This window comes from Sphingopyxis flava, from assembly GCF_900168005.1.
Lineage (GTDB): Bacteria > Pseudomonadota > Alphaproteobacteria > Sphingomonadales > Sphingomonadaceae > Sphingopyxis > Sphingopyxis flava.
Genome location: NZ_FUYP01000011.1, coordinates 70,674 through 93,771, shown reverse-complemented (window position 1 = coordinate 93,771; position 23,098 = coordinate 70,674). Strand labels below are relative to the sequence as shown.

At 61.6% G+C, this 23,098-nt stretch carries 36 protein-coding genes; 16 read left to right on the top strand and 20 right to left on the bottom strand.

What is annotated here, in order from left to right; translation table 11 throughout:
- Position 1: 1 nt before the first annotated feature.
- The 17 genes from B5X69_RS10775 to B5X69_RS10690 form a co-directional block, all read right to left on the bottom strand.
- Positions 2 to 253, bottom strand: a complete 252-nt coding sequence (locus B5X69_RS10775; protein WP_079638706.1) for a hypothetical protein — start codon at positions 251 to 253, stop codon at positions 2 to 4.
- Positions 246 to 503, bottom strand: coding sequence for a hypothetical protein (locus tag B5X69_RS10770; protein WP_139375749.1), 258 nt, complete (start codon positions 501 to 503; stop codon positions 246 to 248). Before B5X69_RS10770 ends, B5X69_RS10775 begins: the two co-directional genes overlap by 8 nt.
- Before the next feature lie 5 nt (positions 504 to 508).
- Complete coding sequence (locus B5X69_RS10765; protein WP_079638704.1) at positions 509 to 826, bottom strand: DUF6197 family protein; 318 nt, start codon at positions 824 to 826, stop codon at positions 509 to 511.
- Positions 811 to 1,131, bottom strand: coding sequence for a hypothetical protein (locus B5X69_RS10760; RefSeq protein ID WP_079638703.1), 321 nt, complete (start codon positions 1,129 to 1,131; stop codon positions 811 to 813). The genes B5X69_RS10765 and B5X69_RS10760 overlap by 16 nt, the downstream gene beginning before the upstream one ends.
- Positions 1,132 to 1,354: 223 nt before the next feature.
- The gene (locus tag B5X69_RS10750) at positions 1,355 to 2,467 is read right to left on the bottom strand and encodes a hypothetical protein (RefSeq protein ID WP_079638701.1); all 1,113 of its coding nucleotides are present in this window, start codon (positions 2,465 to 2,467) and stop codon (positions 1,355 to 1,357) included.
- A complete protein-coding gene (locus B5X69_RS10745; RefSeq protein WP_079638700.1) occupies positions 2,460 to 2,771 on the bottom strand; it encodes a hypothetical protein in 312 nt (103 codons plus the stop codon). The genes B5X69_RS10750 and B5X69_RS10745 overlap by 8 nt, the downstream gene beginning before the upstream one ends.
- A 58-nt stretch (positions 2,772 to 2,829) precedes the next feature.
- Complete coding sequence (locus tag B5X69_RS10740; RefSeq protein WP_139375748.1) at positions 2,830 to 3,156, bottom strand: DUF7296 family protein; 327 nt, start codon at positions 3,154 to 3,156, stop codon at positions 2,830 to 2,832.
- Entirely contained in the window at positions 3,156 to 3,377 is a 222-nt protein-coding gene (locus tag B5X69_RS10735; protein ID WP_079638698.1) for a hypothetical protein, read from the bottom strand. The genes B5X69_RS10740 and B5X69_RS10735 overlap by 1 nt, the downstream gene beginning before the upstream one ends.
- A complete protein-coding gene (locus tag B5X69_RS10730) occupies positions 3,377 to 3,778 on the bottom strand; it encodes a hypothetical protein (RefSeq protein WP_079638697.1) in 402 nt (133 codons plus the stop codon). Before B5X69_RS10730 ends, B5X69_RS10735 begins: the two co-directional genes overlap by 1 nt.
- A 380-nt stretch (positions 3,779 to 4,158) precedes the next feature.
- Entirely contained in the window at positions 4,159 to 4,566 is a 408-nt protein-coding gene (locus B5X69_RS10725; RefSeq protein WP_139375747.1) for a hypothetical protein, read from the bottom strand.
- Positions 4,535 to 4,774, bottom strand: a complete 240-nt coding sequence (locus B5X69_RS10720; protein WP_079638695.1) for a hypothetical protein — start codon at positions 4,772 to 4,774, stop codon at positions 4,535 to 4,537. Before B5X69_RS10720 ends, B5X69_RS10725 begins: the two co-directional genes overlap by 32 nt.
- Before the next feature lie 152 nt (positions 4,775 to 4,926).
- Positions 4,927 to 5,133: a hypothetical protein gene (locus B5X69_RS10715; protein ID WP_079638694.1), complete on the bottom strand. Its 207-nt coding sequence runs from the start codon at positions 5,131 to 5,133 to the stop codon at positions 4,927 to 4,929.
- Complete coding sequence (locus tag B5X69_RS10710) at positions 5,126 to 5,440, bottom strand: hypothetical protein (protein ID WP_079638693.1); 315 nt, start codon at positions 5,438 to 5,440, stop codon at positions 5,126 to 5,128. Before B5X69_RS10710 ends, B5X69_RS10715 begins: the two co-directional genes overlap by 8 nt.
- The gene (locus tag B5X69_RS10705; RefSeq protein WP_079638692.1) at positions 5,440 to 5,820 is read right to left on the bottom strand and encodes a hypothetical protein; all 381 of its coding nucleotides are present in this window, start codon (positions 5,818 to 5,820) and stop codon (positions 5,440 to 5,442) included. The genes B5X69_RS10710 and B5X69_RS10705 overlap by 1 nt, the downstream gene beginning before the upstream one ends.
- Positions 5,813 to 5,995, bottom strand: coding sequence for a hypothetical protein (locus B5X69_RS10700; RefSeq protein WP_079638691.1), 183 nt, complete (start codon positions 5,993 to 5,995; stop codon positions 5,813 to 5,815). The genes B5X69_RS10705 and B5X69_RS10700 overlap by 8 nt, the downstream gene beginning before the upstream one ends.
- Before the next feature lie 122 nt (positions 5,996 to 6,117).
- Positions 6,118 to 6,612, bottom strand: a complete 495-nt coding sequence (locus B5X69_RS10695) for a hypothetical protein (RefSeq protein ID WP_079638690.1) — start codon at positions 6,610 to 6,612, stop codon at positions 6,118 to 6,120.
- 81 nt (positions 6,613 to 6,693) lie between these two features.
- Positions 6,694 to 7,359 (bottom strand): hypothetical protein, encoded by a 666-nt coding sequence (locus B5X69_RS10690; RefSeq protein WP_079638689.1) that lies wholly within the window; start codon positions 7,357 to 7,359, stop codon positions 6,694 to 6,696.
- 326 nt (positions 7,360 to 7,685) lie between these two features.
- Here B5X69_RS10690 and B5X69_RS10685 point away from each other — a divergent pair, with 326 nt between their 5' ends.
- Positions 7,686 to 8,003, top strand: coding sequence for a hypothetical protein (locus B5X69_RS10685; protein WP_079638688.1), 318 nt, complete (start codon positions 7,686 to 7,688; stop codon positions 8,001 to 8,003).
- Here the strand turns inward: B5X69_RS10685 and B5X69_RS10680 are convergent.
- The 3 genes from B5X69_RS10680 to B5X69_RS10670 are packed head-to-tail and all read right to left on the bottom strand — an operon-like array spanning position 8,000 to position 11,549.
- Positions 8,000 to 10,489 carry a phage/plasmid primase, P4 family gene (locus B5X69_RS10680; protein WP_079638687.1) on the bottom strand — a complete coding sequence of 830 codons (2,490 nt, stop codon included), beginning with the start codon at positions 10,487 to 10,489 and terminating at the stop codon, positions 8,000 to 8,002. The two genes, B5X69_RS10685 and B5X69_RS10680, sit on opposite strands and share 4 nt — an antisense overlap.
- A gap of 2 nt (positions 10,490 to 10,491) precedes the next feature.
- Entirely contained in the window at positions 10,492 to 11,016 is a 525-nt protein-coding gene (locus B5X69_RS10675) for an HNH endonuclease (RefSeq protein WP_079638686.1), read from the bottom strand.
- Complete coding sequence (locus B5X69_RS10670) at positions 11,013 to 11,549, bottom strand: hypothetical protein (RefSeq protein WP_079638685.1); 537 nt, start codon at positions 11,547 to 11,549, stop codon at positions 11,013 to 11,015. The genes B5X69_RS10675 and B5X69_RS10670 overlap by 4 nt, the downstream gene beginning before the upstream one ends.
- 189 nt (positions 11,550 to 11,738) lie before the next feature.
- On the opposite strand from B5X69_RS10670, the gene B5X69_RS10665 reads away from it, so the two are divergent.
- The 15 genes from B5X69_RS10665 (at position 11,739) to B5X69_RS10595 (ending at position 23,096) form a co-directional block, all read left to right on the top strand.
- Positions 11,739 to 13,406 (top strand): phage terminase large subunit family protein, encoded by a 1,668-nt coding sequence (locus B5X69_RS10665; protein WP_139375746.1) that lies wholly within the window; start codon positions 11,739 to 11,741, stop codon positions 13,404 to 13,406.
- 3 nt (positions 13,407 to 13,409) lie between these two features.
- Positions 13,410 to 14,873 carry a hypothetical protein gene (locus tag B5X69_RS10660; protein ID WP_079638683.1) on the top strand — a complete coding sequence of 488 codons (1,464 nt, stop codon included), beginning with the start codon at positions 13,410 to 13,412 and terminating at the stop codon, positions 14,871 to 14,873.
- Positions 14,874 to 14,875: 2 nt separating this feature from the next.
- The gene (locus tag B5X69_RS10655) at positions 14,876 to 15,067 is read left to right on the top strand and encodes a hypothetical protein (RefSeq protein ID WP_079638682.1); all 192 of its coding nucleotides are present in this window, start codon (positions 14,876 to 14,878) and stop codon (positions 15,065 to 15,067) included.
- A 73-nt stretch (positions 15,068 to 15,140) separates the two neighbouring features.
- The gene (locus tag B5X69_RS10650; protein WP_079638681.1) at positions 15,141 to 16,289 is read left to right on the top strand and encodes a hypothetical protein; all 1,149 of its coding nucleotides are present in this window, start codon (positions 15,141 to 15,143) and stop codon (positions 16,287 to 16,289) included.
- Positions 16,290 to 16,307: 18 nt separating this feature from the next.
- Positions 16,308 to 16,730 (top strand): hypothetical protein, encoded by a 423-nt coding sequence (locus tag B5X69_RS10645; RefSeq protein ID WP_079638680.1) that lies wholly within the window; start codon positions 16,308 to 16,310, stop codon positions 16,728 to 16,730.
- 14 nt (positions 16,731 to 16,744) lie between these two features.
- Entirely contained in the window at positions 16,745 to 17,953 is a 1,209-nt protein-coding gene (locus B5X69_RS10640) for a phage major capsid protein (protein ID WP_079638679.1), read from the top strand.
- 42 nt (positions 17,954 to 17,995) lie between these two features.
- Positions 17,996 to 18,238: a hypothetical protein gene (locus tag B5X69_RS10635; protein ID WP_139375745.1), complete on the top strand. Its 243-nt coding sequence runs from the start codon at positions 17,996 to 17,998 to the stop codon at positions 18,236 to 18,238.
- 8 nt (positions 18,239 to 18,246) lie between these two features.
- Entirely contained in the window at positions 18,247 to 18,933 is a 687-nt protein-coding gene (locus B5X69_RS10630) for a hypothetical protein (RefSeq protein ID WP_079638677.1), read from the top strand.
- Positions 18,926 to 19,480: a hypothetical protein gene (locus B5X69_RS10625; protein ID WP_079638676.1), complete on the top strand. Its 555-nt coding sequence runs from the start codon at positions 18,926 to 18,928 to the stop codon at positions 19,478 to 19,480. Before B5X69_RS10630 ends, B5X69_RS10625 begins: the two co-directional genes overlap by 8 nt.
- Positions 19,477 to 19,914: a hypothetical protein gene (locus tag B5X69_RS10620; protein ID WP_079638675.1), complete on the top strand. Its 438-nt coding sequence runs from the start codon at positions 19,477 to 19,479 to the stop codon at positions 19,912 to 19,914. The genes B5X69_RS10625 and B5X69_RS10620 overlap by 4 nt, the downstream gene beginning before the upstream one ends.
- The gene (locus tag B5X69_RS10615) at positions 19,907 to 20,731 is read left to right on the top strand and encodes a hypothetical protein (RefSeq protein WP_079638674.1); all 825 of its coding nucleotides are present in this window, start codon (positions 19,907 to 19,909) and stop codon (positions 20,729 to 20,731) included. Before B5X69_RS10620 ends, B5X69_RS10615 begins: the two co-directional genes overlap by 8 nt.
- Positions 20,732 to 20,806: 75 nt before the next feature.
- Complete coding sequence (locus tag B5X69_RS10610; protein ID WP_079638673.1) at positions 20,807 to 21,007, top strand: hypothetical protein; 201 nt, start codon at positions 20,807 to 20,809, stop codon at positions 21,005 to 21,007.
- Positions 20,994 to 21,422 carry a hypothetical protein gene (locus B5X69_RS10605; RefSeq protein WP_079638672.1) on the top strand — a complete coding sequence of 143 codons (429 nt, stop codon included), beginning with the start codon at positions 20,994 to 20,996 and terminating at the stop codon, positions 21,420 to 21,422. The genes B5X69_RS10610 and B5X69_RS10605 overlap by 14 nt, the downstream gene beginning before the upstream one ends.
- Before the next feature lie 322 nt (positions 21,423 to 21,744).
- Positions 21,745 to 22,587, top strand: a complete 843-nt coding sequence (locus B5X69_RS10600; protein WP_139375744.1) for a hypothetical protein — start codon at positions 21,745 to 21,747, stop codon at positions 22,585 to 22,587.
- A gap of 104 nt (positions 22,588 to 22,691) precedes the next feature.
- Entirely contained in the window at positions 22,692 to 23,096 is a 405-nt protein-coding gene (locus tag B5X69_RS10595; RefSeq protein ID WP_079638670.1) for a hypothetical protein, read from the top strand.
- The last annotated feature ends 2 nt before the right edge of the window (positions 23,097 to 23,098 follow it).

The window sequence follows — 23,098 nt, the reverse complement described above, 5'->3', positions numbered from 1 at the left end:
GTCAGAGTTCCTTGACGTAGGGCGGCAATTCGACCCATTCCGGCTGATCATCAGCAATGGGCAGGGCGTAGCTCTGAGCCTCTTCCTCGGTGAATACGGTAGCGGTAGCGAGAGCCCCGAAACCGTCCTCGTTGTTCCAGAAGAGCAGGGGTTCGTGCCCCGTGTCGTCGTCGAGCGAGCCGACGCGGGCGCAGATGACGTAGCGAACGCTCTGGCCCTCGGTGTTCAGGTAGGTTTTGCCGAGCTCAATCACCGGCGTTCTCCTTGAGCTTGAGGTAGGCCTCGATCAGCTCGTCGCGGTTGGCGAAGCCGGTGCGGCGCTCGATCTTCATGTCGAGGAACTGCGGGGTGTGGTCCTCGAAGTAGGAGCGCAGTTCGCAGAACTGTTCCACGCCAACGAGGTTGGCCTTGAAGATGTGCTTTGCCTCGGCAACGCCGTGGCCGTTGACGAGATAGACGTTCATCTCGCCGGGCATGTCGGCGAGCAGGGCTCGGAGTTCCATGACCTTCATAGCGCAGCGATCCTCTCGTCGAGCAGGGCGAGGACTTCGGCGTGGGTGTGGGTGTCGTTGAAGCGGACGTAGGAGACGCCGTTGAGGAGCGGGCTCGCGTTCAGGTGGTCCTCGATTTCGTTTATGTTCCCGCCGAAGTCGGACCCCTGCGTCTGGTAAATGGCGCCCATCAGGCAGAAGCAGACAGCCTCGCGGGCGGGAACGGTAATGGGTGTGCCCTCGATGGTGCGACCGCAGTAGTGCTGCGTCCAGCGCTGGGGGTCGGCGAGGAGGTCGCGGATGGCTTGGAGGTCCGCTCTCAGATCGTCGGCCATGCGAGTCCCCTTTTGGCGAGAAGACGGGTGAGCGCGGTGGTGTTGCTCGTGTCGAAGGCGTACTGGAGGTCTGACAGCTCCTGGAGCTGGTCCGGGTCGGCGAGATGCACTCGGTGGTCGGCAACAAGCATGCTGATCACCGAGGGGTCGCGGCCGCCGCGCAGCGGTTCATCCGCGGCCTCGCGTTCCTCGGGAGTCATCATTGCGCCGATGATGCAGGGCGCCGAATAGGTGCACTTGCCGATGTGGGGTGCGGCCTCGTCGACGTGGGCTTGGGTGAGGTTGTTGAGGTCGATTGTGGTCATTGAGAATTCCTCACAGTGAATCGCGTCTTCTCGTCGGCGGCAAAGAGCGTGCCGTCGTTGTTGACGTAGTGGGTGCACGCCCCGCGCACTTCCGAGGTCCAGGGGCTGGTTGGAAACTCGACGGGGGCGGCGTCCGGGCGATGGTGATAGGTGCGGTCTATCTTGACCCGAAAGGCCGGCCCGCCGTCGCGTGGCACGGCCTCGATGGGCCTATCCCAGTCAATCACGCTCGAACCTCGACGGTGGGCTCGGGCTTGATGAGGCCGAGCTCCTTGAGCACGAGAACGAGGTTAGTCTCGGCGCTTTGAAAGGGACTTCCGTTGCGGACGTAGAATGCTCGGGCCTCGCTCTCGGTCATGCGCTTGATCTCGACCGTGTCGGGGTCTTCCTCTTCCAGATCGGTAAGATTGGTCTCAAGATATCCGATCCAGATCTCGCCGTCGTCCCAGACGCCGCCGTGAAGCGCGGTGGGGTCGCCGGTGACTGTGCCGGTCTTGCCCCTCCGGTCCGGTGACCAGATGCCGGTGTATTTGACGCGCCGGGTTGGGGTTTCGGGGGCGACGGCACGGCGGTAGCCAATGATGTCGCCGGCGCAATTGCCGCGGTGGTCCCAAATGGCATATGGAGAGGGTGTCTTCCACAGCGTGCGGTCACGGAAGATAACTTCCTTGCCGTCCCAGTCAGCCGGCGCGTTATCACCGCCCGGCCAGTAGACGAAGTCGGTGCCGTGCTCCTGGTTGTAGCGCTGGACCGTGTAGTAGGGGTGGTCTTTGGGGAGGCGGATGCTGATCGGGCAGTCTCCTTTGCCACCCCATACCCACCACAGGAGAGTTTTGCCGTTTTCTCCGAGCCAGTCGTCGGGCGTGTTTTCAAAGAGACCGATGTCGTCTTCGCGGAGCCAGTCGGGGGCGACCCCGTTCACGATGATGCGGTCGCCGTATTTCTGGTCGGCGGGACGGTAGCCGATGATGTCGTATTCGGGATAGAACCGGCTCCTGGTCGGGGCGTGCTCCCAGCTGCGATCCGCGGCGTCGTCGAAGACGGTGCCATCGCGGTAAAGGATCTCGCCGCCGTCATAGTCCTCGGGCGCGCTCTCGCCGCCCGGCCAGTAGGTGAAGCCCTTGTCGGTTGCGAGGTAGTAGGCGTGGCCCTCGGGGAGGCGGATGGCTTTGATGACATGCCAGCACCAGTTGTAGGCCGGATTGCCTGCGCCGCGCTCGGAGCAGCGCCAGCCGGATGCGGTCTGGAGGTCGACGACAGTTTCGGTGTCGAGCAACCACGAAGGGCGGCCGTTGGGGGTCGGGATCGCGGGACCCCAGTTGATTTTGTCAGTCATGGATGTGGTCCTTGATGGTGCGGAGGTTCTGGATGACGCGGGAGAGGTGGTTCCGGTCGTTGTCGACCCAGATTTCGTCGAGCCGGACGTCGGGGAGGATCGCGCAGACCTCGTCGGTGATGGAGGCGTCGAGCTCGAGCTCGCGGGCGAGGTAGCCGAGGGCGCACCAGTAGCAGGCGCGGGGGTCGAGCACGTTTACCCTGTTGTTGTATTCGTCCTCGGCGAGGTTGCCCCTGCAGCGGTCAAGCGGGTCGGTTTCGAGCCATGCGATGGTGTTGTCGATGGCTTGAGCGAGGGTCACCACGACGAGTGATACTCGTAGTCGAACTCGGGCTTGGCGAGGCAGCGGTCGAGGCCCATGGTCAGGCTCCTTCGTTGCGGGCTTCGATGCGCCCGTCGATGTAATGGACGTAGCCGTAGTCGAGGGGGCGGCCGCCGTAAGGGGTCTCGGGCTCTTCGGTGCCTTCCTCGAAGAGGTAGGTGTCCCAGCGAGGGCCGCAGCATGGACAGGAGCCGCTGTCGTCGTAGCCCTGGATGATGGCGTCGAGCCGGCGCACGGCATCGTCGCGGTCAAGGGCTTCGACACAAAGCGCGAGACCGATACCCCTGGAGGCGTCTTCGTCGAAGTAGCCGCCGCTATTGTTCTGGCGGATGGTCCAGAACTTGGTGGTGATGGTTCGGGTGGGCATCATGAGGTCCTTTCACAGATGATCCGGCCGATCTCGCGGTCGACGGTGACGTTGAATTTTTGATGCGAGCGTTGGAGCGCCCGGCTGAGGCGGTTTCGGGGTTTGACGACACCGTGACCGGGGAGGGTCTTGAGGATGAGTTGGTCTCCGGGCTGGAGCTTCTTCAGCAACAGGCGAAGGACCGGGCGGTCGTCGGGCTCAATGATGATCTCGAGGCGCATCAGGCGGTCCTTGTGATGACGATGACCGGCTCCCCGCGGACTTTGCGGAAGTTGAAGTGGCGGTTCGGGAGAAGGCGCTGGCAGGCGCGGGTGAGGCGCCGCCACATGGTGGGGTAGTGGGGGCAGTGGATCGAAATGGCGTCGCCGGGGCGGGTGAGGGAGCGGAGGGTCTCGTCGAGGGTGTCGTGGAGGCTGAACGGTGGCAGGGGGGTCGCCTGAGGGGCGGGGGCAACGACTTCCTGCGGGTGACGCAGGTAGACCCGGCCCTGGTGGATCTTCAGGCGGACGCCGTGGCGCTTGGCGTACTGGCTGGCAGCGCTGCGGACCGAGGCGTATTTCTCGGGCGGGAAGGGGAAGCTGTCACCGGGAGTGGTGAGCTCTTTGAAGGGGTAGGTCGTCATGGCCCAGGTTGTGGCGCTGGTCGTCGCCGTTGTCGTGGGCGAACGGAGAAGTCGCTGTGCGACTTGACTCGGATATTAACAATCGGGGGTGTTCAATAACTCTATAGAGAGTTTGTTTTGTGCTAGTCGCTGTGCGACTTCTATTAGGATATTAACATCCCTTATATATAAAAATATTTTTAGAGAGAGAGAGAGAGAGAGACCAAATGTAGAGAATAGGAATATATTAGATAGGATATGGAAATATCCAAAAATTCCTTACTCGCCCCCCAGTGCCTATTTTTTAGGCACTGCCTAAAAAATAGGCACTCTCACCAACAAGTCGCACAGCGACTAGCACAAAACAAACTCTCCATAGAGCAATCGAACCGCCCCGATTGTTAATGTTTGCCCTTGAAAAGCAGCCTTCCTGACCGTTTCGCTCGCCTAAGCACCCGCGCATCGACGCCATGAACAGTGGCCCCAGATCGCACAAGTGCGACCGAATAGCTCGGCAACGCGCCCAGCTGCATGAACTTCACGGCATCTTCCTCGGTCACGCTGGCAACATTCCTTCTGATGTCCTCCTCGCGCACGACCACTTCCCGTAAGCCGCGCTCGATCTGGTCGCGGCGTAGCCCCGGCATCAGGATCATGAGGTCTCGCGGGCGGAAGCCCGGTGTCTGGCAAAGCACACCGAACTCGTAGACCCAGAACGGATTGACGCGCTCGAGCCTCCGCCGATAGAGGACGCTCTGGAATTTGGGGCTGGCCTGGTTACCGGACAGGATATCCATATCGAACAGCACGGCAGTATCCACCCTTCAGCTTCTGGCAATCCTCCAGCGTCAGGCCATAGTCGACGACGTAGACGTCGCCGCGGTCGATGACCTCGAACTGGTAGAGCGGTTCCGCCACGACCTCGGCCTTGTCGTGGTCGTCGTCGTTGGAGAGGTGGAGCAGGAGCGCGAGGGGCCAGCAGAGCAGGCCCACAATGATCCAGGGACTATCACGCATAACTCAATCCTTCCTCATGGATGCCGACGAGAATATCCTCGACGAAGCGCGGCTCGACGGCGTAGGAATTGCCCCACATCGGGGCGTCGTCCGGGAGGTGGCGGGCGCACCACGCCCTGGCGTCGTCGGTGATGAGACGGAGCCGGCGTCGCTCACAGGAACTGATCCTCAAGCATCGTGATCAGCCCGTCGAAGTCCTCCTCGGGGCCGAGGAGGTCCGCCAGCATGAAGACCATGTCGTGGTCGTAGCAGTCGGCGAGGTCGAGGAGGTAGTCGTAGCGGCTGGCAAAACCGTCCTCGGCGTAGCGCTCGAGCGGGATAGTCCTCTCCTCGTCGATGCGTTGGCGTGAACTAAGCATAGTATTTGCTCCCTAAAATGACCTCGGCGTGGCGGCAGACCCGGTCGTCGATGTTGGCGACGTCGTCGCGCATGAGCCGGTCCCGCGCGTCGTCGAAGAGGTCGCGCACGGCGTCGACGTGGTCGAAGACATAGTCCTCGAACTTGTCGCGGGGCTCAGCGTTGGGCGTCGTGAAGATCCAGACGCCCAGGAGCACCGCCACGACCCCGAGAAGGCGCAGGAACGCTGCGAGAAGATCGTCGAGAGGCATGGGGGCCGCCACGACGACGACCCCCAGCACGACCACGAGGAGGCCCAGGACGCGCATCACAGCGCGTACCTCTTCCAATTACGGATGGCGTCCTCGATCACGCGCTCGTCCACGCCCACGAGACGTGCCTTGTCCCGGCCGAGGCGCTTGACGACGCGCTTGAGGCTGAGGTCGGGGTGGCGGGTGCGCTCGAAAGTCGCGACGAAGCGGTCATAGATGCGCGCGGCTTCCTCATATTTGCCCTGGCGGCCGGCCCGGACCATGAGATTGGCCTGGAAGAGGGCGGCTTCCTCGGCGAGGCGGGACTGCGCAAAGCGCGGGCTGGGGTCGTTGAACGAGCGAAGATGCCGCTCAAAAACCTCCGAGTTGGTCTCGCCGAGGTCTACGGGCTCGTCGACGACGTCGGCGAAGTCGATATCAAGCTCAAAATCAGACATTACGGATCTCCCCATTGGAAAGGCGGACGCGCAGCTGCTGACCGGTCGCCGCGTTCAAAAGACCGACGACCCCGTCACGGCACGCGGCCGGAAGGATGGTGAAACCCTGAGCCGCGAAGCGCCGGGTTTCAGGGAGCGCTCCGAGGTCGAGTTGAAGAATGTTCCAAACAGGCATGATTCGTCTCTCCTTCGATGGGAAGTCGCACAGCGACTTGTGAATGCGTGCGCGACGCGCACGACAAATCACCCCGGAAAGCGGTGCCGCTCCGGGGTGATTTGTTTCAGATTGTCAGGGACTTAGTCGTCCGGGTTCATCGCCTTGTGATAGGCGTTGGCCATGCGCTCGAACTTGAGCGCGGCAAGGCGGGCATTCTCGGCTTTTTGGGTAATTACCCAGTTTTCGTGCTGCTGCGCGCGGCGCTCGCGCTCTTCCTGGGTCGCGTCCAGGCGCAATTCATCATTGTGCTTGAAAATGGCGGTAAAGGGCTTGTTCGGGCGGAGCGAGGGGTCGGGCTTGTAGGTGCGGCTTTCAACGCCCGCGCCCTCAAGCATGGCGCGCAAGACCTTGCGTTCCTCGACAATCGACTGGCGCAGCTGCTCGACCGGGATCTTGCGGTTGATCTCGCGGAATTCGGGCCGTGGAAGTCGCCGGTTTCGGGCCGCCCGAAAACCCGGAATATACCCCGGGCTTGCTTCGAGCCCGTCAGGGGTCGGATCGGTCCAGCGCGCGAGCTGCTCGGCGTTGGTGCGGACGCGCTGCGCGCGCACGAGGTCGTCAAGAATTTGCGACATGGCGTTGCCCTTTTCGTGGCGGGGAAAAAGGCCCGGTTTTGGGTAATTACCCAAAACCGGGCAGGGGGGCGGGACAGCCTTTTATGCGGCCTCTTTGTGCTCCACCGGGGCAAGGCTGGCGCTTGCCGTTTCAATCGCGGCCATTACCGCGACCAGCTCGCCTTGCACGCCCGCCAGAACGTCGGCGGGAAGCTTGCCGATATAGTCGGCAACGCTGGCGAGAACGCCCTTTGCGTGCTCCACCGGAGAGAGGGCCGGCGCTTTGCCCTCAGCCTCTTTTTCGGCCTCAGCCTCTTTTTCGGCCTCAGCGCTAGCGGGGTCATCCGCCTGAAGCTTCGCCTTGACCAGCGCCCGGATGCTATCGCGAAGGGCGTAAACCCCCTTGGCCGCGCCTTCCGCCTTGGTCACAAAGGCGTCAATGGCCTCGCCGATGGCCGGAACGCTCTCGCCATAGGCCTTGAAATTGTCGTCAATCTCAAAGATTGCCTTGAAGCAATTGCGCGCCGCTTCGCCGCCCTTGGCATAGCGAAGGCCATTAATGCTATCAACCGCCTTGCCCTTGGGGGTCTTGGGATTGCCATGCGCCGCGAGAACGGTAACCGTGAGCGCGGATTGCGTCACGTTGCCAGCCTTGAGGCCACCAAGCGCCATGCGCGCCACGTCATCGCTCTTGTTCGCAACAGCAACGCCGTTCTCGCGAAGCTTGCGAATGTCCGCACCGAGGGCGACCGCGTCAAAAGTAAACATAACCAATTTCCCTTCAAAATTTTGGGTAAATACCCAAATTTCTCCCCGGAATTTGAACGCACGTCTCCCTGCCCCGGAGAGGGGCGGCAGATAGACGGGGGGCATAGGGCAGCATCCGGCGAAGCGCACTTCGCAAGGACCGGCCCCCGGCCCACCCCCTTGATACAGACTTCGCCCAGGCGTTCGCTCCTAAGTTGCATGAAGGGTAACACGCTGATTTTACGTCATTTTTTAGTCGTGAGGGGGCCATTATCCCTTCTCTCTCCCCGGGAAATTTTGAAAATTTCCGCTTGTAATATTATTACGTCGAGGGCATCCTTCACGACATGCGCAACTATCTCGTCCTAGCCACCGCCCTGATCCTCAGCTCCGTGCCGGCGCAGGCCCGAAATCTCAGCCAGGAGCTCGCGCGAGCGCCGGTCGTAGCGCTCTCGTCAGCCAAACCTATCCACGTCGTGGAGCGGTGCCTCCTGCTGATCGATTACGCGCCGCTCGCCACGGCGTACCGGCCGCCCGAGACGCCGAACCGCGGCCTGATTGTTTGGCAGACCGGCGATGTGGTGGAGATCATAAAAAAGGAGGACGGCGTGACCGTCCTCCTTCGCAATACCCGCCTCGAAAAGAAGGCGCGTGACTGTCTCTAGACTTCGCCGAGTGCCTTGATCCGGACTTTTCGGAACATCGCCCGCTTGACCCCGGCCTTGTCCTCGTACGGGACCTGCGGGTAGCCCAGCTCCTCCATCATCTGCAGAAATCGCTCGAAAGTGACGTTGAAGCCCCGGGAAACCTCCCGCATGTAGAAGACATACTGGTCGAAGCACTCGCGCGCGTCCGCTGCATCCTCCATGCTCTCGGTCGGGCGCACCTTGTCGTTCGACTGGAGCCACGCGGCGACGCTGTTGTTCGCGCGCTGGATCTGGTCGAGCCGCGCTAGGTGGCTCTTGGGCTGGGTATAGTCGTTCTGCCGGAGCAGGCGCGCCAGACCCTGCACCGCCCATGCCGCGATCGCCTCCCGCTCCTCGGCCACGAGCACCTCATGATAGTCGGGAATGCGCTCTTCCGCCGGCACGACCTTCTCGAAGTCGAATATCTGCCAGCGGCGGACGAAGCCCATCGACGTGTCGCGCGATCGCGGCAGATGGTTGGAGGCGAACCAGTGTGCCGCGATGGGAGCGAAGGTGAAACCGTCGCGGCCCTTGAACTCGGTGCTCTGGGTTGCGCCTTCGACCACTTCCTTGAACGCCTTGCCGTCGATGACCGTCTCCTCGGGAAGCTCCCCGCACACGTTCAACGTGCGGCCGACCATCCCGGAGAGTTGGAACCGCTGGCCCCAGCGCTCCGGAGACAGGGCGCAGATCGCCTTTGGAGGCATCATCGCCTGCAGCACCTCAAGGGCCTGTGACTTTCCGGTCTTCGCCTTCCCGTAGAGCAGGAAGGCGCGCTGAAACCGCGGAGCGATCCCGAACATCGTGGCGGCAAACGCTTCCTGAAGCGCCATCACCTTCTCGGCATAGTCCTCGTCGTCGCCCCATGCGCTCTCGAGATAGGCGAGCCACTTGTGGGCCTCACCCGCGCGTTCGGGCACGTAGTTGAACGGCATGGTGAAGGTCTTGCCGTACTTCGGCGAGTGGTCGTGGAGCACGCCGCCGCTGTCGAGGAAGCCGTTCGCGAAGTTGATCCCGATCTCATATTCCTCGATGAGCTCGGAGCGACACAGCCGCGAGATCGTTTTGACGATCGCCTCATAGTCGTTGTGGCGCCGGGACAGGATATTTCCCTTCACCCCCGTCGCAACCGCCACGTAGACGTCCTCGTGATCGACCTGTCCGAAGCAGGACCCGCCCCACTGCCAGAAGCAGCCCTGCGAGAAGCGAAGCTCACCACCGCGGCTCATTTCCTCGATCACCTCGCGCGCGATGCTCTCGTGGTCGGCGGCCATTTCGCCGTCGCCGCTCGACTCCTGCCGGGCCTCTTTCAGCATCCGGGCGAGCGCGGGCTTGCCGATCCCAGTCTCCTTGCCGAAGCGGCTCTTGACGTAGTTGATGAGCCCGTCGCTCTCGAGCGAGCCGAAATTGTCGTCCTTGCCGACCTCGAGGAACAGTTCCCCGATCTTCGAAACGAGCCGGTCGGTGTCCTCGGGGTCCTCGGCCGCGCGGGCGTCGATCCAGTCGCGCGCCTTGGTGAGGGTCCAGCGCTGAACCTGGTTCTTCTCGATGAGTGCCTTGATGACGGCCCAGTCGCGCTGCTCGTCGGAGAGGCCCACGTCCCACCCGTCGGGAAGCGTGCGTCCGCCCTCGACGTCCTTCAGGAGAAACTCGAGCAGCTTCGCAACGCCCTTGCCGGGGTCCATGTCGTCGCCAGCCGCGCTCGCCGTGAAGTCGAGCACCCACGTCGTCATGTGCTCGATCGCCTCGGCCAAGCCGTACTTGGTCGTCCGGTCGATCCCGAGCACGACGCGGGCAAGATACCCAGCGTGGCGGACCATCTGGATATCGCGCTCGCCCTGCGGGATTACGTCGAGCGGGCGGGAGCGGACGCCCTGCGCCAGCGTGATGCCGCCGCCGCGGGACTTGAGCACGTCGCCGAGCGCGTCGCGCAGGTCCTGCTCGATGTCTTCGTCGATCGCCGGGATCTGATCGAGGACGTCCCACAGGTCGCAGTTGGCCTCGTAGGGCTTTCCGGTGTCGGGGTGGATCGACGGCGGCAGGACCATCTGGTTGCCTTGGCCGAGGAACTCGACGATCGACTTGTTTTCGCTGTCGCGAAGCTTAAAATTTCGTTGCCCCTTCCAGCGGTAGACGAGACCCATGCCTTTCTTGCCGACACGTTTCCACGGAGACTGCGGCAGCGTGTCGAGGATGACCTGAACGAGCTCCTCGTCCTCCGTGTCAATGTCGATGGCGCACAGGCCGGAGGCCGGGCCGAAGGGGAGGCCGATGTTGTGGTCGGGGTAGCTCTCGAGCCAGAGCTGCTGCATCGACACCGACGGCATGACCGCGGCGTAGCTCTGCCACTCGTTGAGGATCGGGGCCTTGCCGGCTCCCTTGCCGAAGGCATTCCACTTCTTGAGCGGAATAACGGGGAGCCCGGCGCTCCAGTAGCGGGGCGCAAAATCACCAAAGATGCTCATGCTCAGTCCTGTGAAAATGTGGGAAATAGGTCATTCGCTGCCGCAGCATAAACGGCGGCAGCCGACTCTGGAGTCTCGAAGACGCCGAGATGAATCTTCCGTCCTCGGTGCTTAATCTGGGCACGCCACTTACCAGTCCCGTGGTGAAGTGAGACCCCTCGGTAGCCTGAAGTGTTGAGCGAACTGAGCCCCTGATTAAACATGTTGTCCGAGCGAGAACAGGGTCGCAGATTTGACCAGCGGTTGTCGCTGCGGTTCCGGTTTTTGTGATCAATTTCACTTGGCGGCCATTTGCCGGTCATCAGCAAATGAGCGAGGCGGTGGGCTTTGTACATACGCCCGCACACTTTTATGGCCCAGTAACCGTCTCCGTGATCGCTGCCTGCCAAGGCTCCTGCCCTAGCGGTTCCTCCTCGTGATACCTTCCAATGAAACAGTCCAGTTTCAGGATCGTAGCGAAGCAGCGTGTCGGCCTGCTCAAAGCTCAGCGCATTATTTGAGACTGCAACTTTTTCGATTTCGCTCATGCGGCATCTTCTCGGTATGGCGCGATGCGGTCGAGGAACACTTCACGGTCTTCCTCCTTGACCAGATCGTCGAGGACCGAGATGACGACAGCCTCGAAATGCGCGATGCGCTTGATGTTGAGCACGCGCTCGCGGAGATTGATGATCTTCTCGATGATGGTGGTCTTGAGCTTGAAGACGGCGAGGCGGGCGGTCTGATCGAGGCCTTGCTGGCCTTCGCCCTCTTCCATGTCCTTGAGCTGCTCGAGGAGATCGGCGAGCTCGGTGGCGATCTTTTCCTGATCCTCCTCGTTCAGCCCCGGTGCCTTCTTCCGGCTCCCGGCACCGCTGTCATTGACCACGCGCTTCTCGACCACCTTTTCGACGATCTTTTCCTCGACGGTCAGGATTTCCTTGAGGACGTCCCGAACGTCGATGTCGTAAGGGCAGTCCTGGCGGTCAAAGATCTCGGGATCGGCCAGATAATGTTGTTTGAGGGTCTGGAGCGCTCGAAGCACCCCGATGCGGAGAGTAGGGAAGGCGATGTTTGTCATGCGCCCCACCTGAGTCTCATCGACTCGGCCCGCAATCTGTTTTCCTGAAGTCGCTGTGCGACTTCCTGCCGCCTCGCTCTAATTCACCCCCTCGTATGGACTTCGAAGCGCCCCGCTAGTCCCCCTCTCGCCGTGTTCACGGAGCTCTACAACAACGTCCGCCAGCGATACGGCCACGGCAGTGGCTCGATGAGCATGGGCGACTGGATCGCGGCCAACACCACGATCAAGCGGCGGCCGTTCAGCTACAGGCACTACCCGTTCCAGCAAGCAATTGCGGACGACATGCACCCCAATCTTTATGTTAAGAAAATCAGCCAGATAGGCCTTACCGAGGTGCAGATCCGTAAGTTCCTGGCGATGCTGACGCGGCACACCGGCATCTCGGGTATCTTCACCCTCCCATCGGAGAAGATGTACCGGAAAATCTACTCCGGTCGTATCAAGCCGGTGCTCGATGCCGACGCGATCTTCAATCCGCCGACCGGAACAGCCCCTGTTCGAAGCTCGAGCATGATCCAGATCCGTGACAGCTTCGGCTACATCACGGGCTGCACCGAGGGCGAGGCAACCTCGATCTCGGCCGACTTCCTCATGCACGACGAGCTCGACCTCAGCCCCGAGGACATGATCGCGCTCTACCAGTCGCGTCTGCAGAACTCCGAAATGAAGATGACGCAGCGCTTCTCGACCCCCTCGTTCAAAGGGTTCGGGATCGACCGCGGTTTCCAGCTCTCCGATCAGCGTGAGTATGTGATCAAGTGCGAGGCGTGCAACCACCACCAGATCCCGCTCTTCACGCCGGCGTTCGTCTACATCCCCGATTTCAGGTTCGACGTCTCGGACTTCGCCGATCTGACTGCGGCGCAGATCGCGACCCTCAACACCCAGGACGCCTACGTGCGCTGCGCCAAGTGTTCGGCGCGTCTCGATCTTGCCAATGCGGACCTGCGGGAGTGGGTGGCGAAATATCCGAGCCGCACGCTTGTGCGTGGCTACCAGATCCGGCCCTTCTCAACGAGCCGTCTCGATCCCGCCTACGTCTTTCAGCAGCTCGTGCACTACCAGTCGCTCGGTTTCCTGCGCGGCTGGTACAACACCGTGATCGGCGAAGCCTACACCGACGCGAATGCCCAGCTGCAGCGGGGGGACATCGAGGCATGCATGCAGGGGCCGCGCGTGCCCGAGGTTCCGACATCGCGGCGCGTCTACATTGGCGTTGACGTCGGCTTCGTCTGTCACCTGACCCTCTCGTTCGACGATGACGACGGCAATCCCGTGTTTTTCTACTTCGAGGTTGTCCCCATCGGGGCGCTTGAGGACCGCGTTCGCGATCTGCGTAAGATCTACAACATCGTGCAGGGGTGTGTTGACCGCTTCCCGTTCGAGCCGAACGCGGACGCGCTTCGCACCGTGACTAGCGATCTCGTGATGCCGGTGCAGTACCGCGGCACCGCGGCGCTCGCCCCGGTGAGGGACGAGCTTGGGCACATCACGCACTACTCGGCAAATCGCACCTACATCCTCGACCGCGTGCAGTCGCTGGTCGGACATCGCGGGCTGGTGCTCACTGGTTATGGCGATCAGCGGGAGACTTTGATCACGCACCTGACCGATAACGTGCGCAAAGAGGAACCGGACTATTCGGCGACATGGTTAAAATCACCGAGCGGGACCGACCACTATTTCCACTCGATCGCGCTCAACCTGCTGGCTCGGCGCGTGAATGAGCACGCCTACGCCCAGAACAAGGATGTGATCCGTCATTCCATCGCATGTGGATCAGCAGCGGTTGGGGGCGGAGCGAACGACAATCTCCTCGGCAAGGGCGCCGAGCGACTTTCGAGACTGGGTTAATCAATGGCACTCTCCGACAGCATTGCACAAATTCTCCTCCCCAAGGGGAAGGGCGTCAAAGGCGGCAAGGGCTACACGCCGACCTTCAACCCCCGTGACGAAAAGATCGCGGTTCCGGGTTACCAGCAGCATCTCGATGACCTGCTCAACAGCCGCATCGCGAACGACAGTCGTTCGCTTCTCAATACGATGGTCAACCACGACCCGGACGTGTCGTCGGCGATCCATTCCTATCTGACGATCGCGGGCTCGGCCGAGCCGGTAATCACCGCCTACAACCCCGATGGCGAGATTGACATCGAAGGCACCAAGCTGGCGCGCCGTGTCCTTGAGAACCTGACCACAGTGAACGATTACACCGTCGGCTACAGCGACAAGCCGACGCTATCGTCGATCGCTGACGAACTGCGTTACATGACGCTCCTCCGCGGCATGGTTGCCGCTGAGCTCGTGCTCGACAAGAGCTACATTCCGACCGAGCTTCGGATTGTCGATCCGGTGAGCCTCGAGTGGCGCGAGGCCAAGCCCGGCGTCTACCGCCCCATCCAGAAGCCTGCCGGCGCGAACACCGAGATTGATCTCAACATCCCGACCTTCTTCACGTCGCGGTTCCACCAGAACCCGACGAGCATCTACACCTTCTCGACCTTCGTATCTGCAATCAACACGATCACCGCCCGCACTGCGGTGATTAATGAGCTCTACCGGATCATGCGGATCGTCGGCTATCCGCGGATGGACGTGACCGTCCTGCAAGACGTGATCGAGCGGAATGTCCCGCCCAACATCCGAGATAATCCGGATGAGATGCGGAACTACGTCTCGCGTGAGCTCGACACGATCCGCGGTGTGATCTCCGGGCTGACCGCGCGCGACGCCTTCGTCCACTCGGACACGATCAAGGCGGAGATCATCAACGACAAGAACCCGTCGGCGGGTCTGCAGATCGAGCGCGTCATCGACATTCTCGACAACCAGAACCAGGCGGCGCTGAAGGTCATGCCCGCCGTTGTCGGCAAGTCGAGCAACGGGCAGGTCGCCTCGACCGAGGCGCGCCTGTTCGCGCTGAATGCCGACGCGCTGAACCGCGTGATCGGCTCGCTCTTCACCAAGGCGCTGACGCTCGCGATCCGTCTCGCCGGTAGCGAGAGCCGGGTTCATGTGCGCTACCGTCCCGTTGAACTTCGCCCGGTGCTCGAGCTCGAGCCACAACTCACTATGCGCGCCTCGCGCCTTCGCAATGAGCTTTCGCTCGGCACGATCACCGATGACGAGTATCACCTCGAGGTGTTCGGTCGCCCGGCCCCCGCCGGGGCTCCGCAGTTGTCTGGCACCAATTTCCTGAAGCCTGCTGATGCCGATGTAACGATCGACACCGAAGGGGTCTCGCCCAACGACGACCCGCTCGGGCGAGGTTTGACGGCGCCAGGGAGCGAGAGCGCAAAATCAAATGACGTGGAGAAATAGAAATGACCACCAGAGTAACGATCGACGCACATGCAGGTTGGCCGGTTGAAGTAACGCTCCGGGAGGGTGAGCCCGATTACCCGAAAAGCGCCAAGGTCGTGATCGTGCGCCCCGGCGGTCAACAGGATTTCTACATTCACAGCGGCCTCGAAATTCTCGGCATTCGGGAAATGAAGCGGGCCGAGGGTGGTTGAGGCAGGTTCACCCGTCCTCTCGTGACTTGAGAGTCGTCGCCTCCGCATAGCCTGCGGAGTGAAACAGCTTCCGATGACACCCGAGCTCGCGCAGCTCATCAAGGACCGGGTCGGCCAGGATGTCGATCCGACCAACTTTGCCGTCTTTGAAGCCATCGCGCTCAACACGAAGCCGCTGACGGGCAAGGACGGTACGCTCCACGAGCGCGCGGTCGTGGCTCCGGTCACGCTCCGTCAGATGGCGGATCACATCAAGAATGGCGGGCATCTGCCCCTGATCTCGGACCACCAGCTGAGCGGCGAGCCCAAGGGACGTGTCTTTGACGCCGAGCTGGTCTTCAACGGTGTCAACGACATCGAGCTTCGCGTCCTCTTCTATCTGGACCCGACCGAGGGCCGCCTGATTGCCAAGCTCAATGCCGGTTCGCTCGACGAGGTCTCGGTGTCGTTCTTCCCGACCCAGTTCCTCTGCTCGGAGTGCGGCTGGGACTATCTCGGGCCTGGCGCCCAGTACGACAACTTCTTCGACCGCACCTGCGCCAACGGCCACACCATTGGCGAAGACGGCGTTCACGCCGACCTCATCGGCCTTTCCGACTTCATCGAGGTCAGCCTGGTTGCGCGCGGTGCAGCCGATCAGCCGCGCATCATCGGCAAGTCCGATTCTAAGTTGCAGCCCGCATCGTCGATGCGCCTCGCGGCGCACGCAGATTTCAAGGATCGCCTGATTGTCCAGGCGTCCAGAGGAGAAGACCCTGTGAGCAATTTTGATCCAACCGCGCTGGTCACGGAACTCTCGGAAGCCAAGGCGGACGTGAAGATCCTGAAGGCCGCGAAGGAAGCAGCCGACGCGACGATCACGACGCTGACCAGCGAACGTGATTCCGCCAACACCAAGGTTACGGAACTGACCGCGCAGCTTGAGACGGCTCAGGCCGATCTCGAGAAGGCTCGGGCGGACTCGAAGGCGGACGAGGCCACCGCGGCGGTGACCTTCCTGCAGTCGGTTCTGAGCAAGGTTCTCGTCGCCGCGGGCAAGGAAGCGCCCAAGGCCGAAGACCTGCCGTCGACCGTTGCCGATCTCGAGAAGCAGATCAAGGAGCACACCTCCGATCTGACGGCGATCCTCCCCGTGGGCGGCGTCTCGAACCCGACCAAGACCGGTGAAGGCGAAGACGAGCGGAAGCTTGTCGCCAGTGCCTACACCAATCGCAAGCTTTAAAGAAGGAAGGACCGACCCGTGGCGTACAACCCCAACAGCGTCGTCAACTACACGTTCTCGTTCGAGGATTTCGTTTTCACCTACGCGCTGGCCGCGGGCACGACTGCCGCCGACGTGGGCAAGGCCGTCGAGCTCGACACGAGCGCAGCCGGCAAGGTGAAGCTGGCGACTGATGACGCCGCCGTCTTCGGCCGTCTCGAGACCTTCGAGGACCGCGGCAACGGCCTCCTGGTCGGCGCCGTCTCGCGCAAGTTCCGCACTAAGCTTCCCGTCAAGGACGGCCTTGCCGGGAACGAAGTCCCTGGGCTCGGCGACACCGTGGTCGGTGCCGGGGCCGGAGAGGTCAAGGCGCTCGAGGACGGCACCAGCAAGACCCCCGACCAAAACGTCAACACCGTGATCGAAGTCGGCACCGACTTCGTGATCGTCGAAAAGTTCTAACAAGGAGCACGACAGTGAAGCCCGCAAATCTCATCGAACTGGCCCGTAATCGCCAGCCGGCCGAAGTCCTGCTCGCGGACGTTCTCAGCGAGAACATGGCCGACAGCATCCGCGCTGGTCAGAACCTCGTGCAGGCGGCGAAGTCGCTGAAGATCAGTCTGCCTGACTATCTGACGCTCGCGATCGACACTGAAAAGGGCGATTACAAGGGCTCGAAGCTGAATGGCTTCGAGGCTGCGCTCGCGCACCTCGGCCTGCCGATCCGTGACGACTACGCCAACGGCATCCTCCTGCAGGCCGCTGCGGATACGTTCCAGACCTATCCCGGCACCCGCGCGATGTTCCCGCCCGTGATCGACGCGATCCTGCAGTGGAAGTACCGTCAGGACAACATCGAGTCGATCGCTCCGATCATCGCGCAGTCGCGCGGTATCTCGGGCAACGAGATGATCACGACCGTGGTCGATGATGACGCTGCTGAGTATCAGCAGACCGGAGTCATCGCCGAGGGCGCTCGCATTCCGATCCGCTCGATCCGCACGACTGAGAAGGGCGTCAAGTTCTACAAGTTCGGTGGCGGTTTCGAATTCACCTACGAATTCGAGCGTCGGGCGAGCCTCGACATCGTGACGCCCTACGCCGCGCGCATGCAGCGTGAAGTCGAGATCGGCGAGGTGGCGATCGCCACTGGGCTGCTCATCAATGGTGACGGCGTCAACGCTGCGGCCCCCGTGGTCAATGCGACCACGCTTGCTGCGACGATGCCCACGGACGGCCAGCCGGTCCCCAAGACCGGTCGCCTCGACTGGAACATCTTCCTCGCTTGGCTCGTGAGCCGCGCCAAGGCTGGCGTTCCCGTCGACACGGTCCTCGGCAACTACGACATGTATCTCGAGTGGCTGCGCATGTTCGCGAAGCCGACTGCAGATGCCGGCATGTCGCAGGGTGACATCCTCCGCAAGGCGGGCGTCGACGTTGCGATCCGTAACCCGCGCTTCGACTTCAACGTCGACTTCGCGCTCTCGTCCACGGCCCCGGCCGCGAAGCTGGTTGGCTTCATCAAGAACGAGACGCTCGAAGAGCTGGTCGAGAACGGCTCGGATATCGAGGAATCGACCCGGGCGATCGAGAACCAGAAGGTGAAGTTCGTGAAGACCGAGAACAAGGGCTACCGCCTGGTCTTCGGCGACACCCGCTCGGTCCTGAACCTCGACCAGGCCTAATTCTGAGGGGGTCTTCGGACCCCCTCAATTCGGAGAGCTATGATGAAGATCACGGTGAAAACCACGGGTTCGTTTCTGGTCCACGATGTCTTCGGCGGCCAAACTATCTCGCCCGGCGAAGAGAAGTCCGTCCACCTGACGGAGTATATCAAGCACGCGCTTAGTGAGGGTCGGCTTGAAGAGGTCAGCGACAAGAAGGCGGCCAAGGAAGAGGCTGAGCCTGTCGCCGATAAGGACAAGGGCAAGTCCAACGGTCCGACCTCGGGGACGGCCTCGAAGAAGTAAGGTAGATCATGCGCGCCGGGCTCGATTTTTCGCAGCTCGTGACGTTCGACGACGGAGCGCCTGACGGGGATATCTCGTGGGCGCTCTATCGTTTGGACGGAACGGAAGTTGCCACTGGGGCGATCACCCCTGAAGACGGCGCCGTTTCGGCGGTGCTTGTGGTTGCTGGAACGTATAACCAGCTTTCGACCGGGACGCTTCGCAACGTCCGCGAGCTGGCCTGGACCTACACGGTCGGCGGGGACATTCGCTCCGGCCGCGTCGAATATACCGTTGAGGGGCGTGTGCCCTTTCCGGTGAGCCCCCGTGGTGCGCGGGAGAAGCTGGGCGTCGGGCCTCAGGACTTGCCGGATGATGAGGTCGATCTGATCGGCGCCTATTGGGAGATGGGATCCCTCGGCCCGGTGACGGCCTACGAGAATCTCGAGACTGCCGAAGCCCACCTTATTGCCGACGGCATTGAGGCGCTGGCGGCTCTCGCCGTGCTCGACACGCTGCAGATTCGGATTGCCAAGATGGAGAGCAGCGGAACGAACGAGTATCAGCGCGGGTCGATCGACTGGGATAAGCTGCGCGCCAAGCTGCAGGCGCAGGTTGCGCGCGCGACTGACCTCTTGAACCCGACAGAGGCGGGGGGGGCCGGCGGCGGACCTCTCTTCGTACTCGCCACCATCTCGGACGATTTCAGTGGTTAGTCTCGCCTCGGTCACCGACCGCTTTTTGACGAATCTGCAGGTCCTCGTCGGGGGTAGCGGGACGCTGCGCGGGATCATCAGTGAGACCGACCAGACGCAGGTGCCTTCCTATATCTTCGTCTCGCCCCGTCATGTGCTCCGCACCCGCCACCCCTCTCCGGTGCGACTGGGGATGGTCATTCGGACGAAGGCGGGCGAGACATACATCGTGGGCGATAACGGCCCCGCGGAGCACGCTCAGGGGGTGCTGTGGGACAGCTACCGGCTCTTCCGTGCGACACATTTGGTCACCTGGCGCCGACGGACGAAGATCACCGACCCCGTCACCAAGCAGAAGACTGACGGCCCGATCGAGAACCTCGGCCAGATCTGGGTCGGCATTGAGCCGACCGACCGCGAGGAGAACGAGCGGCGCATGAACACTTCGTTCGAGCGTGCACGGTTCATTACAGGGGCGGACGTCAAGTCGGACGATCTGCTCGACGAATACGAAGTCATCCGGTCCGACGTCCAGTTGGGCCTGCGCATCGGGTTCCTTCAGTCATGATTATTTCACGCATCTACAAGTCGCTCGTGCGCCACGTGTCCGACATGATCGAGGAGCTGAACGCTTCTGGTGCTTTCGGCATTACCTATCACGTTTGGGAAGCCCGCGGTGAAGAGGACAAGCTGCCCAAGAACATCCTCTTGGGGGTCGATGGGTTCAACTTCCACGAAAACAGTGGTCTATGGATCGTTCGCTTTTCGATCTCCCTATCGTCCTATCAGGACACGCTCCTTCTCCGCGAGGCGGAAATCCTCGACGGCATCCACGCCTGGTTCGGGGAGAAGCAGCGCGTTCCGCTTCGCGACCCCGAGACGGGAGACGAGGATAATCAACTCGTTGTCACCGACTTTGAGATCGCCCCGATGGCACAGACGATGCTGCGCAATTACCGGACGGCCTCCATTGAACTGAAGCGAACCGCCAACGATGGCTGACATTCGGCTCAGGTTATTCTTTAACCTCGCTACCGGGGGGTCGTCCGCGCGCACAACGAAGCGCTGGGCAGCCACCGCTGCGTCGACGATCATCCAGAACGTCGCATTCGGATATGCCGACGGGTATCGCGAAATTCTGGTCCGGGACATCCAGAAACGAGTCGGCCTTGATGTCCGGGCCGAGATTGCGAATGCCGCGGCGCGTTATCGGCGAATTGTCATTGGACATGAGCGCGGTATGAGCGTGGGCGGGCTGCAGGCCATGACGGAGGGAGGCCCCCGGACCGTCCCAAGTCAGGGGATAGTCTGGAAACCGCGCAGTCCGAAATATCTCGCCCGCAAGGAGCGGCATCTCGGGCACACCCGCTGGTTCGAGGGGTGGACGCACCACATGGCCTCGATGCTCAGCAAGGGAGAAATGTGGACCGAGATCTTCGGCCCCATCAAGGTGTCCGTACGCTCAGGAAAGAGCCCTGGCTTTGGCGGGGCGGTAGCCCCGAACTTGGGGGGGCTCCGTTACCGGCCGGTGGCAAAGGAAGGGCAGGACCCCAAGGCCATTCGCATTCACATTGGCTCGGTTGAGGTCGCGGCCCTCGAGAAAATCACCCCGGCGATGCTCCAGTCCTACACCAAAGGAGGAATTCCCGCTGCAGTGGCCGCAGCGGGATATGAAGAACTGGCCTATCGGCTGGGTGGTCCGCCCGCCGCGCCGTATCGGCCTACCCTCGAGCCTTTTCTCAACTTTGTCCTGACGAAGGCGATCCCTTACGCCGTCCAGAGGCGTGTGCAGACTGGGCTCGGAGCTCGGATCAGGTAATTCACCCCCGAGAATGGCCCAACCCGGATCACAGACATAGACCTGCGCCACCACCGACAACCACCGCGAGGTCCAATGAACCCCGAAAAGCGCAGTTTCACGGTTCGAGTACCAATCGACCTGTATCTCCGGCTCGGACAGATAGCCCAATCCGAAGGCACCGATGTCAACGCGACTGTTAACCGGCTCATTCTTCTTGGGCTGGGTGAACGGGAAAGCCTGATGAGCCTGCTTCAGCGGCTCGTAAATACGGAGATCGAACGTGCAGCGGCCTGAACTATCAATCGAAATCAAGATCGGCGGGGATGCTCGCAAGATCAAGTGGACCTATGGTCTGAGCCAGGACATCCAGCGCCTTGTTCCGGACTTCAGCACTGCGATCAATGATGTGGTGAGCGATCCCAGCATCCGAGATTACATCGTGCGCCGCGCCCTGACGGAGAAGAAGGGTGTCGTGACGTCGGAGGAGGAGCTCATCTCGGTTGAAGAGATCGACGAGATTGACCCGTCCGAAGTGCTCCGTCTCCTCGAATGGGTCATGGAGCATCTCCTGTATTTTTTCGGCACCTCGGCGGGCACCACGTCCCGCCAAGCGAAGGAGTTCGGGAACGCGTTGGGGCTATCGAACCCCTCTACGGCTGGTTCTCCAGCCTCAGCTTCGACGACGCGGTCTGCTGGGCCTTCGGACTAGTCGAAGGCGACCTTGAAGAGCTCTACTGGACGCTCTCCTATTGGGAGCTCTCGAAAAAGGTTCAGCTGAAGTACGGCGAGTTATCCTCACTTCAGCTCTGCACTTACGCCGGCTTCGCTGAGATTGTCTCGGCAGTGCTGGGGGGCAAGAAGCAAGAGGAAGAGGTCAGCAAGATCAATACGGGGTCACTCGAAGGTGACATCGCGATGATTAAGTCATTGGCCCGGGTTGGTTGAGGGCGGTGCAGGAGGCGAAGATTCCATAGTCGGGGCACGGGCGCCACTGTTCCTTCCGAGTTTTATCGCGAAGAAGGAGCCCTCCTGTGGCAGCCGTAAAGAAATCCGCATTCATGCTCTCGAGCGCCACCGTGATGATGGCGCCCGCATTCACCACCGACGTTTACGCCCTCACGCCTGATGCCCACAGCGTGGGCATGGTGAAAGAGGTGGCCGTGCCCCTCGACAGCTCGATGATCTCGCTGACCAACGGTGTCTCGCAGGCAACTGTGGCGTCGCGGCGCACCAGCGTCCAGCCGACGATCTCGTTCACCTCCTATGAATTTACTGCCGAGAACGTCGCGCGCTCGCTGGCGATGTCGGGCACTATTGGAGCTCTGAAGCGTGGCGTTCTCACCACTGAAGCAGCTGCTGAGGCCACTCAACTGATTCTGGGCAGCAACCCTGTTCCGGGCGAGGCTGGTTCGGCTATCACTGCCCTCGGTGACATCCCGTCGGGTTCGACTATTCTGGTACAGCGCCCTGCGCCCAATCAGGACTACGTCTTCCCGACCAAGTCGAGCGGTGCGGCCACCGGCACGGAGTCGCCGTGGACGGTTCCGATCGCGGCGAACTACGCCATCCCGGCTGGCATGAGCTTCCCGGTAGGGTCACAAGTCTGGGTTCTGCCCGTCCTGCGTCCGAACATCGATCAGGATGATCTCTTCGGCGTCAAAATTACGGGCACCCTGGACTCGTACGATCGACCGGTCACGGTGGTTCTGCCCAAGGTCCGCGTCTCGAAGGGCTTTTCGCTCTCCTTCTCGGAAACCGAGTACGGCGGAATGCCTTGGGAACTGATGCCGCTTCTCATGTCGACGTCGGAGGCGACCGATCGTCTTGCTGATATCGGCACGAGCGCCTTCTTCGATATTTATATCGGCGCCTGATTCTTCGGCTGGCGGTGGGGAGACCCCGAAGCGAAAGCTTCGGGGTCTCTTTTAATTCACCCTCTCGTATGCGTCCTCGGCGCGACGGGGAATAAAGGCTCAGCATGGCGCTTGAGACCTTTGAGTTCTGCACGGGCACATTGGTGCCTGAAACCGTTCCGCCCGAACCCGTGGCGGTCACGTCCATGAACGGGTGGGAGTTCTCAGCTAAGCCCTCAGTGCCGTACCGGCGAAAATTCAAGGTGAACCTTCACGGTCTCAAGTGGTATCTGCACGCAAACGGTCTGTACGACCCTGACACGGACCCACAGCATAACGCCCACCGGCTCGAGCAATTCTACGCGGCACACCAACGCTGGCGAGAGTTTAACTGGGAGCATCCGCACATTGGGCTTCTCGTGGTGAAGTTCGCCGCGGCGGTCACGGTCCCGGCTGGCATTCCCAATAGCGGCGGTGTGATCGGGGCTGTCGAAATTCAGCTAATCGAGAGCAACCCGGGCTATTCCTGACC

What these genes read in the sequence shown, in the direction of transcription:
- B5X69_RS10630 (WP_079638677.1), top strand. Translation starts at nt 18,247, where the DNA reads ATGCGCGCCGGGCTCGATTTTTCGCAGCTCGTGACGTTCGACGACGGA.
- B5X69_RS10615 (WP_079638674.1), top strand. Translation starts at nt 19,907, where the DNA reads ATGGCTGACATTCGGCTCAGGTTATTCTTTAACCTCGCTACCGGGGGG.
- B5X69_RS10715 (WP_079638694.1), bottom strand. Translation starts at nt 5,133, where the DNA reads ATGCTTAGTTCACGCCAACGCATCGACGAGGAGAGGACTATCCCGCTC.
- B5X69_RS10740 (WP_139375748.1), bottom strand. Translation starts at nt 3,156, where the DNA reads ATGCCCACCCGAACCATCACCACCAAGTTCTGGACCATCCGCCAGAAC.
- B5X69_RS10665 (WP_139375746.1), top strand. Translation starts at nt 11,739, where the DNA reads ATGAGCATGGGCGACTGGATCGCGGCCAACACCACGATCAAGCGGCGG.
- B5X69_RS10610 (WP_079638673.1), top strand. Translation starts at nt 20,807, where the DNA reads ATGAACCCCGAAAAGCGCAGTTTCACGGTTCGAGTACCAATCGACCTG.
- B5X69_RS10695 (WP_079638690.1), bottom strand. Translation starts at nt 6,612, where the DNA reads ATGTCGCAAATTCTTGACGACCTCGTGCGCGCGCAGCGCGTCCGCACC.
- B5X69_RS10675 (WP_079638686.1), bottom strand. Translation starts at nt 11,016, where the DNA reads ATGAGCGAAATCGAAAAAGTTGCAGTCTCAAATAATGCGCTGAGCTTT.
- B5X69_RS10720 (WP_079638695.1), bottom strand. Translation starts at nt 4,774, where the DNA reads ATGCGTGATAGTCCCTGGATCATTGTGGGCCTGCTCTGCTGGCCCCTC.
- B5X69_RS10680 (WP_079638687.1), bottom strand. Translation starts at nt 10,489, where the DNA reads ATGAGCATCTTTGGTGATTTTGCGCCCCGCTACTGGAGCGCCGGGCTC.
- B5X69_RS10635 (WP_139375745.1), top strand. Translation starts at nt 17,996, where the DNA reads ATGAAGATCACGGTGAAAACCACGGGTTCGTTTCTGGTCCACGATGTC.
- B5X69_RS10760 (WP_079638703.1), bottom strand. Translation starts at nt 1,131, where the DNA reads ATGACCACAATCGACCTCAACAACCTCACCCAAGCCCACGTCGACGAG.
- B5X69_RS10705 (WP_079638692.1), bottom strand. Translation starts at nt 5,820, where the DNA reads ATGTCTGATTTTGAGCTTGATATCGACTTCGCCGACGTCGTCGACGAG.
- B5X69_RS10765 (WP_079638704.1), bottom strand. Translation starts at nt 826, where the DNA reads ATGGCCGACGATCTGAGAGCGGACCTCCAAGCCATCCGCGACCTCCTC.
- B5X69_RS10710 (WP_079638693.1), bottom strand. Translation starts at nt 5,440, where the DNA reads ATGCGCGTCCTGGGCCTCCTCGTGGTCGTGCTGGGGGTCGTCGTCGTG.
- B5X69_RS10620 (WP_079638675.1), top strand. Translation starts at nt 19,477, where the DNA reads ATGATTATTTCACGCATCTACAAGTCGCTCGTGCGCCACGTGTCCGAC.
- B5X69_RS10770 (WP_139375749.1), bottom strand. Translation starts at nt 503, where the DNA reads ATGGAACTCCGAGCCCTGCTCGCCGACATGCCCGGCGAGATGAACGTC.
- B5X69_RS10660 (WP_079638683.1), top strand. Translation starts at nt 13,410, where the DNA reads ATGGCACTCTCCGACAGCATTGCACAAATTCTCCTCCCCAAGGGGAAG.
- B5X69_RS10670 (WP_079638685.1), bottom strand. Translation starts at nt 11,549, where the DNA reads ATGACAAACATCGCCTTCCCTACTCTCCGCATCGGGGTGCTTCGAGCG.
- B5X69_RS10730 (WP_079638697.1), bottom strand. Translation starts at nt 3,778, where the DNA reads ATGACGACCTACCCCTTCAAAGAGCTCACCACTCCCGGTGACAGCTTC.
- B5X69_RS10735 (WP_079638698.1), bottom strand. Translation starts at nt 3,377, where the DNA reads ATGCGCCTCGAGATCATCATTGAGCCCGACGACCGCCCGGTCCTTCGC.
- B5X69_RS10700 (WP_079638691.1), bottom strand. Translation starts at nt 5,995, where the DNA reads ATGCCTGTTTGGAACATTCTTCAACTCGACCTCGGAGCGCTCCCTGAA.
- B5X69_RS10595 (WP_079638670.1), top strand. Translation starts at nt 22,692, where the DNA reads ATGGCGCTTGAGACCTTTGAGTTCTGCACGGGCACATTGGTGCCTGAA.
- B5X69_RS10685 (WP_079638688.1), top strand. Translation starts at nt 7,686, where the DNA reads ATGCGCAACTATCTCGTCCTAGCCACCGCCCTGATCCTCAGCTCCGTG.
- B5X69_RS10690 (WP_079638689.1), bottom strand. Translation starts at nt 7,359, where the DNA reads ATGTTTACTTTTGACGCGGTCGCCCTCGGTGCGGACATTCGCAAGCTT.
- B5X69_RS10750 (WP_079638701.1), bottom strand. Translation starts at nt 2,467, where the DNA reads ATGACTGACAAAATCAACTGGGGTCCCGCGATCCCGACCCCCAACGGC.
- B5X69_RS10655 (WP_079638682.1), top strand. Translation starts at nt 14,876, where the DNA reads ATGACCACCAGAGTAACGATCGACGCACATGCAGGTTGGCCGGTTGAA.
- B5X69_RS10650 (WP_079638681.1), top strand. Translation starts at nt 15,141, where the DNA reads ATGACACCCGAGCTCGCGCAGCTCATCAAGGACCGGGTCGGCCAGGAT.